The following is a 16786-nucleotide window of genomic DNA, read 5'->3' as shown; positions in this document are numbered from 1 at the left end:
GCCGCAAAATGCGTATGGGCACTTGGCACGCTCCTTATTGGTATAGCTTTGGAGTGAATCTAGGGGCTAGCACCACGTAAGGCAACGCTTTCACCTCAGATCGGTGGCAGATCACCGCGCAATTTGAACCGCCTCTTCCTGACCAAGCCAAAAAAGAAAGGCAGCACAATAGTAGCACTGCCTCTCAGAGACTGTTTAAAACTATTTTAAAAATTTTATCGCAGGTTGCATTTGGGGACGCACCCTGCCTTCACTCACGTCTTCATTAATACGTTCAAAGCCCTGTATCCGAAGGCAAACTACGTGTAACTCTGGGATTCTTCGCGAAAACTACAGAAAAGCAATTCCACGATGCGTGAAAAAGCTAGCCGAACCCCAAGAGACGAACGTATTCTGGTCTTTGGCTTGGCTATTTTCGTTTGCGTCTTTTTCGGGCCTTTCGCCACAAGCGATGATCTAACCTTTTGGAATCGCGTCGCTTTTTGGACGATTGGCATCAGCGTTATAGGCTACATCATCGAAGCCTGCATGATCGCGATCCGCGACAGCCCCGCTTTCGCCAGAGTTCACATCGTTTTCCGCCTGTTTCTGGGTGCTTTGGTCGGTGCAGTGCCCGGCACCTCTTTTATCGTCGCGATAAACATGCTGTTTCGCCCCGACCATCTGGAAACCGTCAACTTTCCAACGCTTTGGGCACAGGTGTCTATTATGGCGCTACTGATCGCTGGGCTCGAGCATTTGATCTGGACACGTTTTCGTGCGCAGCCCGAAATTGAGCTCAAACCTCACTCCCTACCTAAAGACAAAGAGCCACAAATCGCGGATGATGCGACGATCAAGCCCGCCGCCGTGATGATCCCGCGCCTGTATCAAAGGCTCCCCGATAGGCTGCGCGAGGCGCAAATTATCTCCATGTCGATGCAGGATCACTACGTCGAAGTGACCACGACCCTTGGCAGTGATATGCTCCTCATGCGCCTAAGCGATGCTGTCGATCTACTTGACGGCATGCCAGGGACACAGACGCACCGCTCCCACTGGGTGTCGTGCAAACATTCGGCCAGCCTTGCCAAATCCGGTCGGCGCTACGAGGTCACGCTATCGGACGGGCGAACTTTGCCGGTGAGCAACCGCAACAAGGACGCGCTCGAGCAGATGCTGAACGGAAAAAGGCAGGCGTAGGCCTGCCTTTGCACCCGATCTGATCCAGAGATCACATATTGGGATAATTCGGTCCGTCTCCGCCTTGCGGCGTGACCCAATTAATATTCTGGCTCGGGTCTTTGATATCGCAGGTCTTGCAGTGCACGCAGTTCTGGAAGTTGATCACAAACTTATCATCCACCACCTCATAAACACCCGCTGGACAATAGCGCTGCGCCGGCTCCGCATATTTTGGCAGGTTAACCGAAATCGGCACGGAGGGGTCTTTCAGATGCAAATGCGCAGGCTGGCTTTCTTCGTGATTTGTAAAACTGAACGCAACATTCGTCAGGCGATCAAAACTAAGCGTACCATCGGGCTTGGGGTACTCGATCGGCTCATGTTTGCTAGCTTCTTCGGTCGCATCCGCATCGTTCTTGCCGTGCTTGAGCGTGCCGAACAGCGAAAATCCAAGCGTGTTGGTCCACATATCAAAGCCCCCCACAGCAAGCGAAGCGACAAGGCCGTACTTGCTCCACAGCGGTTTGACATTGCGCACCTTCTTAAGGTCTTTGCCAATTGCGCCCTCGCGCACATCTGCCTCATACGCGCTCAATTCATCGCCAGAGCGATCCACCTTGATCGCATCATGCGCCGCCTCTGCCGCGGCTATACCAGAGAGCATCGCGTTGTGGTTGCCCTTGATGCGCGGCACGTTAACCATACCAACCGAACAGCCCAGCATCGCCACACCGGGTGCGACCATTTTGGGCATGGATTGATAGCCACCCTCGGAGATCGCACGCGCGCCGTAGGAAATACGCTTGCCGCCTTTGAGCAGGTCCGCGATCATCGGGTGATGCTTGAAACGTTGGAATTCCATGTAGGGAAACAGATGCGGGTTCTTGTAGTTCAGGTGAACCACGAAACCGACATAAACCTGATTGTTTTCAAGGTGATAGATGAATGACCCACCGCCTGCGTTACTACCCAAAGGCCAGCCCATGGTATGCGTGACCGACCCCTCATTGTGCTTTCCTGGATCGATTTCCCAGATTTCTTTCATGCCAAGGCCGAACTTCTGCGGCTCCTTCCCTTTAGAGAGATCGTATTTCGCGATCACCTCTTTCGCCAGCGATCCCCGCACGCCCTCGGACAGAAACACGTACTTTCCATGCAATTCCATACCCGGCTCTGAATTGGGCCCGAGCGAGCCATCGGCTTCCAAACCGAATACACCCGCGACGACGCCTTTGACTTCGCCTTTGTCGCCATAAACCAGTTCCGAACACGCCATGCCTGGGAAAATCTCGACGCCAAGCTCTTCGGCCTGCTCCGCCATCCAGCGGCAGACATTGCCCATGGAAACAATGTAATTGCCATGGTTGTTCATCAATGGCGGCATCGGGAAATTCGGGATGCGCATCGCACCCGCTTCGCCCAAAGCGTAGAAATTGTCTTCCGTCACCGGCACATTCAATGGCGCGCCTTTGGCTTTCCAATCTGGGATCAACTCGTTCAACCCAACCGGATCAAGCACCGCACCAGAAAGGATATGCGCACCGACCTCAGAGCCTTTTTCCAGCACCACGACCTGCAAATCGGCATCAAGCTGCTTCAAGCGGATCGCGGCGGACAGGCCAGCTGGGCCTGCGCCCACGATCACAACGTCATATTCCATCGTTTCGCGCGTCACATCAGACATGGGCGACCCCTCTCCAGAGCTTACATTTCAATTTGCAAATGGGTAGCAAGTCCCGCCTTGCAGGGTCAATTGCAACCGCGCGTAAAATGCGCTCTTTCGGCACAAAAACCAATCCGCCTGCTCGTTTCTGCCGATATGCGCATCATCGCTTGCAATTGCCCCGCCGCTCGGGGCAATCTAACCGCTGAAAACGTAGGAAACGAGAGCGCCGGTTTGTCCGGCGTTTTTCTGTCGCAAGACAGCCAAGGCAAGGCGGGGTTAGCCCATGGAAAAGATACCGATGACCAAATCGGGGCACACAGCGGTCGAGGTCGAGCTAAAATCGCTCAAGACTGTCGAGCGCCCGGCAATCATTGCCGCAATCGCGGAAGCCCGCGAGCATGGCGACTTGTCAGAAAACGCCGAATACCATTCTGCGCGTGAAAAACACAGCTTCATCGAGGGCCGCATCAAGCTGCTTGAGGGGATACTGTCCCTTGCTACAGTGATCGATCCCAAGACACTAAAAGGCGCGATCAAGTTCGGTGCGACCATCACACTGGTCGACGAAGACACCGACGAAGAAAAGACATGGCAGATTGTCGGGGAGCACGAAGCAAACATTGAAAGCGGGTTGTTGAATATTAAATCGCCCATCGCGCGCGCTTTGATCGGTAAGGAAACCGGTGATAGTGTCGAGGTGCGTACCCCCGGCGGCACCAAATCCTACGAAGTGCTTAAAATCGAATTTATTTGAAGTTACTTGTATCAAGAGCGAAAGAAGTGAGCATGGCTGACGGCTCTGACGGTAAATCGACCCCTTTGGGCATCTACGATCGTCCATCGAAATCCTCTATCACGGGGATTGAAATTATTGCGACCGCGCTGAGCGTGCTGTGGCTGCTTGGCGCTGCGATCTTCTTTTTGACACTGCCAAGCGACGCCGCGCCTGATGGCACGGGCGGCCTGCGGTTCTTGATGACGATGCTGGCGATTTTCATGCCTGTTGCGATGATCTGGGTCGCCGCCACCGCCGCACGCTCCAGCCGCGTGATGCGCGAGGAAAGCCAGCGTTTACAAGCTGCGATCGACGGCATTCGCCAAGCCTACGTTGCCCAAAGTCAGGGGCGCAATTTGGCCTCCGAGCCGTCCGTGACGCGCAAGCTCGATGAAATCGCGGCAGCGCAGCGCAAGACAGAAACGACGCTGGCGACCTTTTCCACCAAGCGCGACACGTCTCCCGTCCGCAAACCCGCTCCGATCGAACCGGCCAATTCCGATCCCTCTGAGCAGCCCAGCCTCGCGCTTGGCACGCAGGCGATAGATATGGAGCCACCACTGGAGCGCGAAGCTTTCATTCGCGCGCTTAACTTTCCCGAGGACGCCGAGGACAAGGCAGGCTTCGACGCGCTGCGCAAAGCGCTCAAAGATCGCAAAGCCGCACAGTTGATTCAAGCGGCACAAGACGTTCTGACCCTGCTCAGTCAGGATGGCATCTACATGGACGACTTGCGCCCCGACGCTGCGCGCCCCGAAGTCTGGCGGAGTTTTGCCGCGGGCGAACGGGGCCGCCCCATTGCTGCGCTTGGCGGGATCAGGGACCGCTCTTCGCTGGCCTTGTCAGCCGCGCGCATGAAACAGGACACGATTTTTCGCGACGCCGCACATCACTTTTTGCGCCGCTTCGACAAGAGCTTTGCAGAGTTCGAGGAAATCGCATCGGACACCGAAATCGCGGCGCTGTCCAGCACACGCACCGCACGCGCGTTCATGCTTTTGGGCCGCGTAGCCGGGACGTTTGACTGACCGTCTAGAACGATGTGAACGGAATATAGCGCACAAGCGTACCCTGCTTGACCTCAGCCGCGCCGTCCGGCAATTCCACCAGGCCTTCGGCCCAGCTCAGCCCGCTGATCCGCCCTGATCCTTCGGATTTGAACGTCTCGACGCGGCCCTCGCGGATTCGCGCGCGCAAAAATTCGCGTCGCCCCGGTTTCTTGCGTTTCTCGAATGCTGCGGGCACCATAAAGCCTTGCGGCTCCGACCAGCCTGCACCGCTCAGCAGGTTCAGCGCAGGACGCGCAAAAATCAGAGTGCAGACCAAGGCAGCGACAGGATTGCCCGGCAGTCCGAAAATCGGCGTACCGTGCCAAAGGCCAAGCGCCAGCGGACGCCCCGGTTTAAGCGCGATCCGCCACAGGGCGAGCGAGCCGCTATCAGCCAAAAGCGCGGACATGTGATCTTCATCCCCCGCCGACGCCCCCCCCGAGGTCAGGATCGCATCGCAAGCCTGCACGCCTTGATCCAGCATGCGGCGCAACACCGCACGATCATCAGGCGCACGGCCAAGATCGACCGCCTCGAACTCCCATTGCGCAAGCTGCGCCAACAGCATCGGGCGGTTGGCATCGAAGATTTGCCCCGCCTTGGCCTGCGCCCCCGCCTCGACCAACTCGTCCCCCGTGGACAGCACGCCGACGCGCAAACGCGCGAACACAGGCAAATCGCGCAGCCCCACCGCACTAAGCAATGCCGCATCCGCGGGGGTGATCTTGCGGCCCGCTTTGAGCACCGTGTCACCTGCCGCCACGTCCTCACCCGCCTTGCGCGTGTTGCCAAGGGCTTTGACCGGGCCGTTGAACGCAATGCGCGCGCCGTCGGTATTGACGTCCTCCTCCAGCACGACCGTGTCGACGCCGCTCGGCAAAGCCGCGCCGGTCAACACGCGCAAAGCGCAGCCGGCAGGGACTGCGCCCTTGAACGGCACACCCGCCGCTGCGCGCCCCGCCAAAAGCGGCAGTTCATGCGGCGGCGCACCAAGCGATGCAAAGGCAAATCCATAGCCATCCACAGCCGTGTTCGGCTCTGGCGGATTAGAGCGCGGCGCGCGCACGTCTTGCGCCAGTATCAACGCGGCTGCATCGCCCACGCCGCAATCCCGCACGCTCGCAATCGGTTTCAAGCGGGCGCGCAGCATTGCCAAGGCCTCGTCCACAGGTGTCCACGCGACCCCTGCAGGCAGCGCAAAACAATCATCCGCCAGTACAGGTGCGTCGAACGCGGTGGCACCGACGCAAAGGCGCTCCTCATGGCCTACGCCCAGAATTGCGCCCTCGGGCGTGTGCGGAATGTCCATCATTCCAGCCAATTCACCCGCGGGCATACTGGCCAGCGCTTTGGCCAGCAAACGCACCTGCGCCGCATCTCTGATTTCGCCTCTGCCCTCGGCCTCTTTCACTGCAGGGCCAATCAAGGATGGCCAGATTTCCGCTAGGACAATCGGCGTATCCGCCGTCTCCAAGGGCCAGGTGGAAATGGCACTACCAAAATGCACGCGCAGGCGATGTAGCATCGGCAATCCCATCAAGACCTGCGCCCCGACCGCGCCTGCGCCCGCCAATTGCCAACAGGTGAACAGCCCTGAAATACCCTCCTCACAAGTGCGTTTCTCGGGCAGGCCATAAAGGTCGTAGTCCGCTTTGGTGCGCGCCAATCCCGCAATCTCGCGCTTCAAAGGATTGCCCCAAAACGGGCCATTCCCGCCAAAGCTGCGATTGATGTCAGCCGCGACATCAAAGCGGTTGTTCTCGCCCGCCTGCGTGTCCGTGATGCGCGCGGCAAGCCATGCCCAAAGCGCGAAAGGATCGTCCTGCCCCGTCACTTTGGCGGCAAAACCGCGCGGATAAGCGAAGGGAAAATCGAAGCTGGCCAGAACGCGATGGCCGCGCGCGACTTCGCCCGTCAGGCGCTCTTGCAGCCAGGCCTCTGCCGCGATGCGCGAGCGGAAATAGAGCGGCGGTTCGAGTTTTCTGGCGCTTGCGACGCCGATCCAGATCGCGTCTTTACGCGGGCTTGGGCCCGATGATTTTCCCGATGCCCAATCTGCGACGATGACCGTGTCGAATCCGCTCATACCTTGCGCTCGGGCAGGCCAAGGTCGCGCAGAATAAAATCCGCGATCTGCGCCGTCGCATCCAGATCGAACACAGGACGACCCCGCTCAAGCGCGCTATCCGCCGCAAAGGCACGCACGGTTTCATCGGCGATCAAAGGATTGCCCGTCTCGGCGCGATGCGCTTCGATCTTGGGGTGTTTGTCGCGCTTGTAGCCCTCGACCAGCACCAGATCGACGGGCGCAAGCATGCCCAGTAATGCGCTCAGGCTGGGTTCTTCCTCGCCCTCAAGCTCGTGCATCAGCGCAAAACGGTTGCGCGACGCCAGCAGCACCTCGCGCGCGCCAGCCGCGCGGTGGCGATAACTGTCCTTGCCGGGGTGATCCACGTCGAAACTATGATGCGCATGTTTGACGGTCGAAACGCTGAAGCCACGCGATGATATCTCGGACACGAGCCGCTCCATCAGCCCGGTCTTGCCCGCGTTCTTCCAGCCGACGACACCGTAGATATTCATGAAAGCTCCTCTGCACGCGCCAGATCTTCAGGGGTATTGACGTTGAAAAACGGATCAAACGGCTGGTTGGTGAACAGGGCTTCGCGACCGCCGTGTTGATCCGTCCATTGAACGACCTTGCGCAATCCGCCTTCCAATGCCGCCCGCAGATCATCGCGCAATGCGACAGGCCAAAGGCCAAAAGTCGGATGGCGATTGCGCGCCCGCTCGGGATCAGGGCTCGCGGCCAAAACCAAAGGATGCGTCATCCCCTCGCCCGCTTGCAAAAACCGTGGCACCAGATCGCAGGGAAAAAACGGCGTGTCAGCCGCAGCGGTCACGATCAAATCGGCCCCCTTCTCTGCCGCCCAATCCAGCCCTGCAAGCACACCGGCCAGCGGCCCTGCAAACCCCGCGATGCTATCGACGATCACAGGCAGTCCAAGATCGTCAAAGCGCGCAGGATCGCCATTGGCATTGAGCGCCAGCGCGTCCACCTGTGGCTCAAGCCGCGCGCGCGCGTGCTCCAGCAAACTGCGCCCTTGCAGCATCAGGCGACCCTTGTCGCCCCCGCCCATGCGCCGCGCCTGCCCTCCTGCGAGGATCACACCGAGAGGCTGTTTCATGCGCTGCCCTTTCGTCCGGATCTCTTCGGCTCGTCCTTGATCGCGTCCAGATCGGCGTCCCATATGATCCGCTCCGCCCCTGCCAGACATTGGAACCGCTTGCCGCGAAGACGCCCGATCAAGGTCAACCCGACCTGCTGTGCAATCTCTACACCCCAAGCAGTAAAGCCGGATCGCGAGGCAAGCACAGGAATTCCCATATGCGCGCATTTGATCACCATTTCCGAAGTGAGCCGCCCCGTGGTGTAGAGCATCTTGTCATCCGCACGCGCCCCTTCCTGAAGCATCCAGCCCGAAATCTTGTCGACCGCATTATGACGCCCTACATCCTCCATATACACCAGCGGTTGATCCCTGTGGCAAAGCACAGTGCCATGTATCGCACCTGCACTGAGATAAAGCGAAGGCGTCGTATTGATCTGCGCCGCCAGCGCGTAGAGCCAAGAGGTGCGCATCTCTGCCTTCGGCAAGCTCAGCCCCTCCAGCCCCTCCATCATATCGCCGAACACCGTGCCCACGGCGCAGCCGGAGGTGCGCGTCTTCTTCTTCAGCTTTTCCTCATGGTCGGTCGCGTGGTCTGTGCGCACGACGACCACGTCAAGCTCTGCATCATAATCGATCCGCGTGACCGCCCCTGCCCCCTCAAGCATGCCTTGGTTGCGCAAAAAACCTAGTGCAAGATACTCGGGGTAATCGCCAATGGTCATCGCCGTCACGATTTCCTGCGCATTCAGATAGATGGTCAAAGGCCGTTCTTCGACGACGTTCTGCTCCACCTCTGTGCCGGTTTGATCGACCCCGGTCACACGGCGCGTCAAACGCGCGCAGCCAGGGTCGGGAGCGATGATAAAGCCTGTCACGTCGCCGGTTCCTTTCTCGAAAATTTCGCGCACGATTGCCAATGCGTTCTCTGCAAGATAGCTGCATCTGAAAGCAATAATGTAAAGGCCACCCATGGCATCCTCCAGCATCAAATCCGCCTATCGCGCAGGTTTTCGCGATGGTGCACCGTTTATTTTGGTGATCATCCCCTTCGCGATGCTGTTCGGGGTGCTCGCCACCGAAGCAGGGTTGAGCGTTTTTGAAACCCTCTCTTTTTCTGTCGTAGTGATCGCGGGCGCTGCGCAATTCACCGCGCTGCAACTGATGGGCGAGCAAGCCCCGACGCTGGTGGTGCTCGCCTCCGCGCTTGCCGTGAACCTGCGCATGGCGATGTATTCCGCCTCCCTTACGCCGCACATCGGCGGCGCGCCTTTGTGGCAGCGCGCGATTGCCGCCTATTTCACCGTAGATCAAAGCTACGCGGTCTCGATCACCAAATTCGAAGACACGCCGGACATGACCCCACGGGAAAAGATCGCCTATTTCTTCGGCACCGTGACACCTGTGTGCCCGCTTTGGTGGGTCTTCACATTGGTCGGCGCGCTGATCGGCGAAGCGATCCCGGCCTCTTTTGCTCTGGATTTCGCGGTGCCCATCACCTTTCTCGCCATCATCGCGCCTGCCCTGCGCACCCGCGCGCATGTGGGCGCTGCGAGCGCAGCAGCGATCCTGTCGCTGATGTTCTTCACCGTGCCCTACAACCTCGGCGTTCTCTTGGCGGGTATCGGCGGCATGATGGTCGGCGCGCGCCTAGAACAAGCAGCGGAGGCAAAAGCATGATCGACAGAACCGAACTCTGGATCGTCATTATCGGCCTTGGCCTGGGTAGTTTCGCGCTGCGCTTCGCCTTCACGGGCCTCGTTGGGAACCGCCAACTGCCCGCATGGCTGATGCGCCACCTGCGCTACACCGCCGTCGGCATCCTGCCCGCGATCATCGCACCAGCAGTACTTTGGCCTGCGGCGATGGGCGGCAACTACGATCTGCCTCGCATCAGCGCTGCCCTGGTCACACTCGCGCTCGGTCTCGTCTGGAAGAACGTCGTCGGCGCGATTCTCGGCGGCATCGCAACACTCTTGGCATTGCAATACCTCTTAACCTAAAGCGGGTGTCCCCCGTTCTTTGGCCCCAAAATACCTCGGGGGTTTGGGGGCTGGCCCCCAACCTATCACGCCACCAGCGTTTTCGCATTCTTCAGATCAACAGACACAAGCTGGCTCACGCCTTGCTCCGCCATGGTAACCCCGAACAAGCGATCCATCCGCGCCATCGTCACCGCATGATGCGTAATTATCAAGAACCGCGTGTCAGTCCTGCGACACATCTCGTCCAGCAAATCGCAAAAGCGCGTTACATTCGCATCGTCCAGCGGCGCATCCACTTCGTCGAGCACGCAGATCGGCGCTGGGTTGGCGAGAAATACCGCAAAGATAAGCGCCATCGCCGTCAGCGTCTGCTCACCACCCGACAAAAGCGACAGCGTCGAGAGCTTTTTGCCCGGCGGCTGGCACATGATTTCCAAACCCGCTTCCAGCGGATCGTCACTTTCGACAAGTACCAAGTTGGCCTCACCTCCGCCGAATAAGTGCGTAAACAAAAGCGCAAAATTGCTGTTCACCTGCTCGAAGGCAGTCAACAAACGCTCGCGCCCTTCACGGTTCAAGCTGGCGATCCCGCCGCGCAGGGTCTTGATCGCCTCTTCCAGATCGGCCTTTTCGCCAACAAGCGTGTCATGCTCGATCTGTACATCCTTCGCGTCTTCCTCGGCGCGCAGGTTCACCGCGCCCAGTGCATCGCGCTGACGTTTCAGGCGGTTCACATCGGCCTCAACCGCGCCGGATGCAGGCATTTTGTCGACGTCAATCTCCAGCGTTTTGAGCAAATCAGCGGGCGACGTCTCCGTCTCTTCGGAAATTCGCTCGGCTGCATAAGCCACAGTTTCGCCCGCCGCATCGCTGCGTGCTTCCGAGCGCGCCCGCGCCTCGCGTGCTTCGGACGCTGCGCGCTCGGCCACGCGTTCAGACTCGACCGCAGTGCGCAGTGCGTTTTCCGCCTCAGCCAAAGCATCCCCCGCCGCGCTACGCCGCGTTTCGGCGCCGCTAATCGCGTCGCTCAATTCTTCGCGCTTAGCGGCAATTTCGCTTGGAGCGGCGCTCGCATCTTTGAGATCGACCTCGGAGGCCGCCTTGCGCTCGGCCAGTTCCGCAATCCGCTTTTCCGCCGTCTCCAAACGATGCCGCCAACCACTGACTTCTTTCGTGACTTCTTGCGAGCGTTTCAGTCGCGCATCACCTTCGCGGCGCAGCTCGTCATGGCTTGAGCGGCGCGACATCATCGTGATCCGCGACGCTTCCACCGCCATCTTGATGTCCTCGACGCCCGCACGCGCCGCGTCCAGATCACCAAGGCCTGCGACCGCCTGCTCTGCCTCATGCAGTTGCGTGCGCGCAGCCATCGCGTCTTCTTCATGGCGCGTCACGGCAAGGCCAAGGCTTTCCAACCTACCCTCGGCCAGGTTGCGATCCGCCTCTGCACGGCTTAACGCGCGTGCGGCATCATTCACCAAACGATCCGCTTCTTTGCGCGCCTCGCGCGCATCGCGGTCCGCACGGGTCAGCTCGGCCAAACGGTTCGTCAAAGCCTCGTGCGCGCGCTGCGCCGCATCGACGCGCGTGCTGGCGCGCTCCATTTCCTGCTTGAGAACCTCAAGGCGATTAAGCTGTTCCAAACGCAGAGCCGCTGCTGAGGGCGCATCTTCGGCCCAAGCGCGATATCCATCCCAGCGCCACAAATCACCCTCAAGCGAGACCAGCCTTTGCCCCGGCTTCAAGGCCGCTTGCAAACGCTGCCCGTCGTCGCTGTCCACAAGGCCGATCTGGCTCACGCGGCGCTCCAGAACGTCCGGAACGGAGACATGGCGCGCCAGCGATGTCACGCCCTCGGGCAAGCGCTGGCGCGCCTCATAGCTCGGCAAAACGCACCAGCCGGAAGGTCCGTCGCTCTCGACTTCAGGCGCGCGCAGATCATCGGCCAAGGCTGCGCCCAGCGCCTTCTCGAAACCCTGCTCAACCTGCAAGCGATCCAAAATCTGGCCGCCCTCCGCCGTATCCCGCTCCAACAATTTCGCCAGCGCCGTCACCTCAGCGCGCAGCGCATTCGCTTCGCCCTCGGCCTCGGATCGCTCTGCGCGCGCATCCGACTCGCGCGCTTGGGTTTCGGTCCGCGCCACCTCTGCCGCCGTCAGCGCCGCATCCGCGCGCTCTGCCGTGGCAATCGCAGCCGTCTCTTTACCCGCCGCCGCCGCCATATCCGTCTCGGCTTGGATCAAGGCCGCACGCGATGTCTCAACAGCCACGCGCGCGCGCTCTGCCTCGCCCTCACTGCGCTCCAGCATCTTGCGGCTATCGGTGAGCACGCGGTACGCCGACTGATGCCGGGCCGCCAAACGCGCCACATCTTCGGTACGCTCAGACAAATTCGCCTCGCGATCCTGCAAAATCGCCGCCGCAGAGCGCGCTTCCTCTGCTGCCCCTTCAAGGCGATCCTCGTGCCCCTCAGAGGCCTTGGCCAATTCGCGCGCTTCCCATTCCAGCCGTTCAATCGTCTCGCCCGCATCGCGGTTCAGCGCCCCTTCGCGCTCCATATCTTTATCAAGCTGGGCGATCCGTTTTTGCAGCGTCTCAATCGTTTGAAGCGCACGTGCTTCTTCATCGTTCAACGTATCGCGCTGCACTTGAAGACGCTGCAAAACCGCCGCTGCAATCGCCTCTTCCTCACGCAGCGGCGGCAACACATCTTCTTTCTCAACGCGCTGCTTTGATGCCAACCGCGCCGCGCTTTCCGCCTGCACAGCGGCGCTCAAACGCGCACGCAACTCTTCTTCGGCACTTAAACGCGCCTCATCAGCTTCGCGCCAGCGGCGATACAAAAGCAGCCCCTCTGCTTGGCGCAACTCATCCCCGATCGAGCGATAGCGCGCCGCTTGGCGGGCTTGGCGCGCCAACTGCGCAAGCTGCCCCGCCAACTGCTCGACCACATCATCAACGCGCGCCAAATTCGTCTCCGCTGCTTTTAGCTTCAGCTCCGCTTCATGGCGGCGCTGGTACAGCCCTGAAATACCTGCCGCTTCTTCCAGAATACGGCGGCGGTTCTTTGGTTTGGCGTTGATCAACTCGGCGATCTGACCCTGCCGCACCAGCGCAGGGGAGTGCGATCCGGTCGAGGCATCGGCAAAAAGCATCTGCACGTCGCGCGCGCGCACATCCTTGCCGTTGGTCTTGTACGCGCTGCCCACATCACGCGTGATCCGGCGCACCACGTCCAGCGTGTCCAGATCGTTGAAGCCCGCAGGCGCAAGGCGCTCGGAGTTATCAATCTGCAAGCTGACTTCGGCAAAATTGCGCGCAGGGCGTGTGGCAGCACCTGCAAAGATCACATCCTCCATACCACCGCCACGCATCGCAGTGGGGCGGTTTTCGCCCATCACCCAGCGCAGTGCTTCAAGCAGGTTAGATTTACCGCAACCATTGGGGCCAACGACGCCTGTCAAACCGTCGGCAATGATCAAATCCGTGGGGTCCACGAAACTCTTGAAGCCTTGCAGTTTGAGTTTGGAAAAGCGCAATTTCGCCGATCTCGTCAGTGATTCCCTGAGCGAAGACTGTGATCAGCGCGCCCGCGCCTGTCAACGCGAGCGGCGCTGCATCTGGGCGTGCTACGCGAGTTATCGACAAAATATCGCGTATTTCAGCGCATATGCGCAGTTTAGTGCGGTTCGCATTGGGCAGTGTGTATGTCGCAATCAGCCTTGACCTGCGCAGCGATTCAAGGCCATCTGAGTCCATGTATGGTATCCGTGTAGCGGCGCAAAGCGCTCAACGGATAAAATGGGAATGTGGACGGGGTGATCCAATCAGGAGCCTTAAGCCACAGCCGCCCCCGCGACTGTAAGCGGTGAGTGTGAGGCAACAAGTCACTGAACCTCTTTCGGGTTTGGGAAGACGCCAAAACACATCGACCCGCGAGCCAGGAGACCTGCCTTGCATGAGTGAAACCAAAACGGCCGTCGGGTGTGACGGTTCAAAGGAGAAGAAACATGACGACTCAAACAGCTTCCATCGAACGCTCCGACAATTCTGCAATGGGCCTTGCGATCGCAGTTCTCGCAGGCGTGTTCTTGCTGATGGCGTCCGGCATCGCCCAAGCGACAGTTTTGCACGACGCGGCGCACGACCAGCGTCACGCGATGGCATTCCCCTGCCACTAAGCACAGCTTTTTAGCTTCAAATGACTAAAAATTTGCTGTCCAGCGCGTTGCTCGCTGGCGTTGCTGCAGGGCTGATTGCCGCTCTGTTGCAGTTTTCGTTTGTTATCCCGCACTTGATGGAGGGAGAGCTGTATGAAACCGGCGAACGCGTGCATTTCGCCACGGATGGATCGACCCAGTCTGATCGCGCCCAGCCCGCTTTAGGTAATGATTTCGCGCGCCATGGTATGACGGTTGCGTTCAACATGGTGACGTACACCGGCTATGGTCTGATCCTGCTCGCCCTGATGGTGCTGGCGGATGGCAAGGGCCACAAACTTACGCCGCGCACAGGCCTTATCTGGGGCGTTGCAGGCTTTATCGCGGTTCAACTTGCGCCCGGCATCGGCCAGCCGCCAGTTCTGCCCGGTGCCATCGGGTCAGAGGTGGGACCGCGCCAAGCATGGTGGGCCGCGACAATCATCGCGAGCGCCCTAGCGCTGGCCTTGATCGCGTTTGGCAAAGGCTGGATGGCGCTGCTTAGCATCCCCCTACTCCTTGCGCCGCACATCATCGGCGCACCGTATCTGGATACCTATTTCGGCGTTGCCCCCCCAGAGTTGTCTGCGCGTTTCGCGGCACTAAGCTTTGGCACGGCGTTAGCGGGTTGGAGCATCCTCGGCTTCCTCTGTGCCTGGTTTTGGACAAGGTCCAATGAGGGTTGATCCCCTAGCGCGGCGCGGGTCCGGGAATTCGACCTGTCAGGCAATGCCGCAAACGGCCCGCGGGGCGGGCATCTGTGATGGTGCCCCCCTCGGCCTGTGCATAGAGCGTGATCAGCGCAACTGCATCGTCCAGGTCGCGCGCGGGATCGACGCTATGAAACAAATAGATATCGTGGCCCTCGGCGCGCAAAGCCAAGGAAACGGGCCGATCACATTGGTTCATGCACGACGTTGTTTCAACACTAACTCCCGCGGGAACCCGTCCTCGCAACTTTTCCGCGAAGGCCGCCCCTTGCGGCGCTTCGCCAACAGCGGCACATGTGTCGCAAATTATAACGCGCAGTCCCATAAACGGCCCTCATTCGCACATTCGTCCCTCGATTGGAGACTTACACATGCCTGCTAAAATTCCTGCCACTGTCATCACCGGTTTTCTCGGCGCGGGCAAGACCACGCTGATCCGTCACATGCTGCAAAACGCGAATGGAAAGCGCATCGCGCTGATCATTAATGAGTTCGGCGATCTGGGCGTGGACGGTGACATCCTAAAGGGATGCGGCGATGAAACATGCACCGAGGATGATATCATGGAGCTTTCCAACGGTTGCATTTGCTGCACTGTGGCTGATGATTTTGTACCCACGATGGAAAAGCTGCTGGCGCGTGAAAACCGCCCCGATCACATTGTGATCGAAACCTCCGGCCTTGCCCTGCCTCAACCGCTGATCCGAGCCTTCAACTGGCCCGAGATTTCCACGCAAGTCACCGTCGATGGTGTTGTGACCGTGGTGGATGGCAAAGCCGTCTCCGAGGGCCGTTTCGCCCATAACGTCGCGGCGGTGGACGCCCAGCGCGCTATGGATGAGAACCTCGATCACGAGACGCCGCTGTCCGAATTGTTCGAGGATCAAATCGCCTGTGCAGATATGATTGTCGTCAATAAATCTGATCTTTTGGGCGCAGAGGAGTCCGAGGCGCTCGCGGCCAAGTTAAAGGCCTCCAGCCGCAAAGGCGTGCAGGTCGTCAAATCCACCATGGGCGCATTGCCTGTGGATGTGCTCCTTGGCCAAGGCATCGGCGCAGAGGGAGACATGGAATCGCGTCACGAAGTGCACCATCACCACCATGATCATGACGACGACCACCACGATGATCATCACAGCGATCATCACCATCATGAGCATGATCACGACGCATTTGAGAGCTTCGTGTTCGAACGCGGTGAAATCACCGATGCGAGCGCCTACGCCGAACAACTCGCTGACGTAATCCGCGCGCATGACATCTTGCGTCTCAAGGGATTTGCCGCCGTGACAGGCAAGCCCATGCGCCTGACGCTTCAGGCCGTTGGTCCGCGCGTAGACACTTATTTCGACAAGCCCTTCGGCAGTGATGCACGCATCACGCGCCTTGTGGTTATCGGGCAAACAGGCCTGGACCGCGCCGCTATCGAAAAGGCACTCATGGCCTGATGATTATCGTCGAGCCGAGCACCCCCCACGCTAGCGGTACGAAAGAATTGCTGGAGCAGAGCCATGCGCTCATGCTCTCGCTATTCTCTGCGGATGCCTGTCATTTCCTTGAGCTCGATGCGCTTGCGGCGGACAACATCCACCTTTTTGCCGCGCGCGAGGGGGATGCAGTGATCGGCACAGGGGCTTTGGCGATAAAGGATGGATATGGCGAGGTGAAATCAATGTTCACCTCCGAGGCCGCGCGCGGCAAAGGCGTCGCCGCCGCGCTGCTGCGTCAAATCGAGGACACGGCACGCGGACTAGACCTGCCTGCACTCAAATTAGAAACGGGCGACGTGTTATACGCCGCCCATCGCCTTTATCAACGTCACGGATTCACATTTTGCGGCCCCTTCGGGAGCTACGTCGAGGCCCCCGAAAGCGTCTTTATGGAAAAACTGTTGTGAGCCTAGGCTTTGGTCTCAGCGTTCTTTTTCATCTGCTCAAGCATTTCTTCCTTGGTCAGGCGCTTCTTGCCGCGTGCACGGCGGGGGGCGTGACCTTTGTGATCATCATGCTTGTTATACGTGCTGTTGCCGAAATTCGACGTGTCGGGTTTGTTGGTGTTCATCTGTTTG

At 59.4% G+C, this 16786-nt stretch carries 17 protein-coding genes and 1 riboswitch; of the genes, 9 read left to right on the top strand and 8 right to left on the bottom strand.

The genetic code is table 11. The features are described 5' to 3' along the window. Positions 1-351 precede the first annotated feature (351 nt). Complete coding sequence (locus tag B9P63_RS01760; protein WP_085306818.1) at positions 352-1182, top strand: LytTR family DNA-binding domain-containing protein; 831 nt, start codon at positions 352-354, stop codon at positions 1180-1182. A gap of 31 nt (positions 1183-1213) precedes the next feature. On the opposite strand, the gene B9P63_RS01755 is transcribed toward B9P63_RS01760, so the two are convergent. Further along, positions 1214-2848, bottom strand: coding sequence for an electron transfer flavoprotein-ubiquinone oxidoreductase (locus B9P63_RS01755; protein WP_085306817.1), 1635 nt, complete (start codon positions 2846-2848; stop codon positions 1214-1216). A 265-nt stretch (positions 2849-3113) separates the two neighbouring features. On the opposite strand from B9P63_RS01755, the gene greA reads away from it, so the two are divergent. Together greA and B9P63_RS01745 are read left to right on the top strand one after the other, a co-directional pair. Beyond that, positions 3114-3584: a transcription elongation factor GreA gene (gene greA / locus B9P63_RS01750; protein WP_085306816.1), complete on the top strand. Its 471-nt coding sequence runs from the start codon at positions 3114-3116 to the stop codon at positions 3582-3584. A 32-nt stretch (positions 3585-3616) separates the two neighbouring features. Beyond that, complete coding sequence (locus B9P63_RS01745; RefSeq protein WP_085306815.1) at positions 3617-4633, top strand: hypothetical protein; 1017 nt, start codon at positions 3617-3619, stop codon at positions 4631-4633. Between the two features lie 4 nt (positions 4634-4637). Here the strand turns inward: B9P63_RS01745 and B9P63_RS01740 are convergent, their stop codons facing one another. From B9P63_RS01740 to fdhD, 4 genes are read right to left on the bottom strand one after another with little or no spacing between them, the layout of a single operon-like run. Then, positions 4638-6740 carry a molybdenum cofactor synthesis domain-containing protein gene (locus tag B9P63_RS01740; RefSeq protein ID WP_085306814.1) on the bottom strand — a complete coding sequence of 701 codons (2103 nt, stop codon included), beginning with the start codon at positions 6738-6740 and terminating at the stop codon, positions 4638-4640. Next, entirely contained in the window at positions 6737-7237 is a 501-nt protein-coding gene (mobB, locus tag B9P63_RS01735; RefSeq protein WP_085306813.1) for a molybdopterin-guanine dinucleotide biosynthesis protein B, read from the bottom strand. Before mobB ends, B9P63_RS01740 begins: the two co-directional genes overlap by 4 nt. Then, positions 7234-7842, bottom strand: a complete 609-nt coding sequence (mobA, locus tag B9P63_RS01730) for a molybdenum cofactor guanylyltransferase MobA (protein ID WP_085306812.1) — start codon at positions 7840-7842, stop codon at positions 7234-7236. Before mobA ends, mobB begins: the two co-directional genes overlap by 4 nt. Continuing rightward, on the bottom strand, positions 7839-8702 hold the full coding sequence (gene fdhD, locus B9P63_RS01725) for a formate dehydrogenase accessory sulfurtransferase FdhD (protein ID WP_245830536.1): 864 nt from the start codon (positions 8700-8702) through the stop codon (positions 7839-7841). The genes mobA and fdhD overlap by 4 nt, the downstream gene beginning before the upstream one ends. A 94-nt stretch (positions 8703-8796) precedes the next feature. Here fdhD and B9P63_RS01720 point away from each other — a divergent pair, with 94 nt between their 5' ends. Continuing rightward, positions 8797-9504: an AzlC family ABC transporter permease gene (locus tag B9P63_RS01720; RefSeq protein WP_085306810.1), complete on the top strand. Its 708-nt coding sequence runs from the start codon at positions 8797-8799 to the stop codon at positions 9502-9504. Then, positions 9501-9827, top strand: a complete 327-nt coding sequence (locus B9P63_RS01715; RefSeq protein ID WP_085306809.1) for an AzlD domain-containing protein — start codon at positions 9501-9503, stop codon at positions 9825-9827. Before B9P63_RS01720 ends, B9P63_RS01715 begins: the two co-directional genes overlap by 4 nt. A 65-nt stretch (positions 9828-9892) precedes the next feature. On the opposite strand, the gene smc is transcribed toward B9P63_RS01715, so the two are convergent. Beyond that, the gene (gene smc, locus B9P63_RS01710; protein WP_085306808.1) at positions 9893-13348 is read right to left on the bottom strand and encodes a chromosome segregation protein SMC; all 3456 of its coding nucleotides are present in this window, start codon (positions 13346-13348) and stop codon (positions 9893-9895) included. Positions 13349-13554: 206 nt separating this feature from the next. Further along, positions 13555-13780, top strand: a riboswitch (cobalamin riboswitch). 39 nt (positions 13781-13819) lie between these two features. Here smc and B9P63_RS01705 point away from each other — a divergent pair. Beyond that, positions 13820-13990, top strand: a complete 171-nt coding sequence (locus tag B9P63_RS01705) for a CbtB domain-containing protein (RefSeq protein WP_085306807.1) — start codon at positions 13820-13822, stop codon at positions 13988-13990. A 20-nt stretch (positions 13991-14010) separates the two neighbouring features. After that, on the top strand, positions 14011-14694 hold the full coding sequence (locus B9P63_RS01700) for a CbtA family protein (RefSeq protein WP_085306806.1): 684 nt from the start codon (positions 14011-14013) through the stop codon (positions 14692-14694). A 4-nt stretch (positions 14695-14698) separates the two neighbouring features. Here the strand turns inward: B9P63_RS01700 and B9P63_RS01695 are convergent, their stop codons facing one another. Next, complete coding sequence (locus B9P63_RS01695; RefSeq protein ID WP_095532975.1) at positions 14699-15043, bottom strand: DUF1636 family protein; 345 nt, start codon at positions 15041-15043, stop codon at positions 14699-14701. Between the two features lie 46 nt (positions 15044-15089). Here B9P63_RS01695 and cobW point away from each other — a divergent pair, with 46 nt between their 5' ends. Continuing rightward, a complete protein-coding gene (gene cobW, locus B9P63_RS01690) occupies positions 15090-16166 on the top strand; it encodes a cobalamin biosynthesis protein CobW (RefSeq protein ID WP_085306805.1) in 1077 nt (358 codons plus the stop codon). Beyond that, a complete protein-coding gene (locus B9P63_RS01685) occupies positions 16166-16615 on the top strand; it encodes a GNAT family N-acetyltransferase (RefSeq protein WP_085306804.1) in 450 nt (149 codons plus the stop codon). Before cobW ends, B9P63_RS01685 begins: the two co-directional genes overlap by 1 nt. A gap of 2 nt (positions 16616-16617) precedes the next feature. On the opposite strand, the gene B9P63_RS19105 is transcribed toward B9P63_RS01685, so the two are convergent. Next, a complete protein-coding gene (locus tag B9P63_RS19105; protein WP_176219079.1) occupies positions 16618-16779 on the bottom strand; it encodes a hypothetical protein in 162 nt (53 codons plus the stop codon). Positions 16780-16786: the final 7 nt, after the last annotated feature.

This window comes from Planktotalea arctica, assembly GCF_002105285.1.
Lineage (GTDB): Bacteria > Pseudomonadota > Alphaproteobacteria > Rhodobacterales > Rhodobacteraceae > Planktotalea > Planktotalea arctica.
The sequence above is the reverse complement of the archived record's forward strand: the minus strand, read 5'-3'. Positions and strand labels throughout refer to the sequence as shown.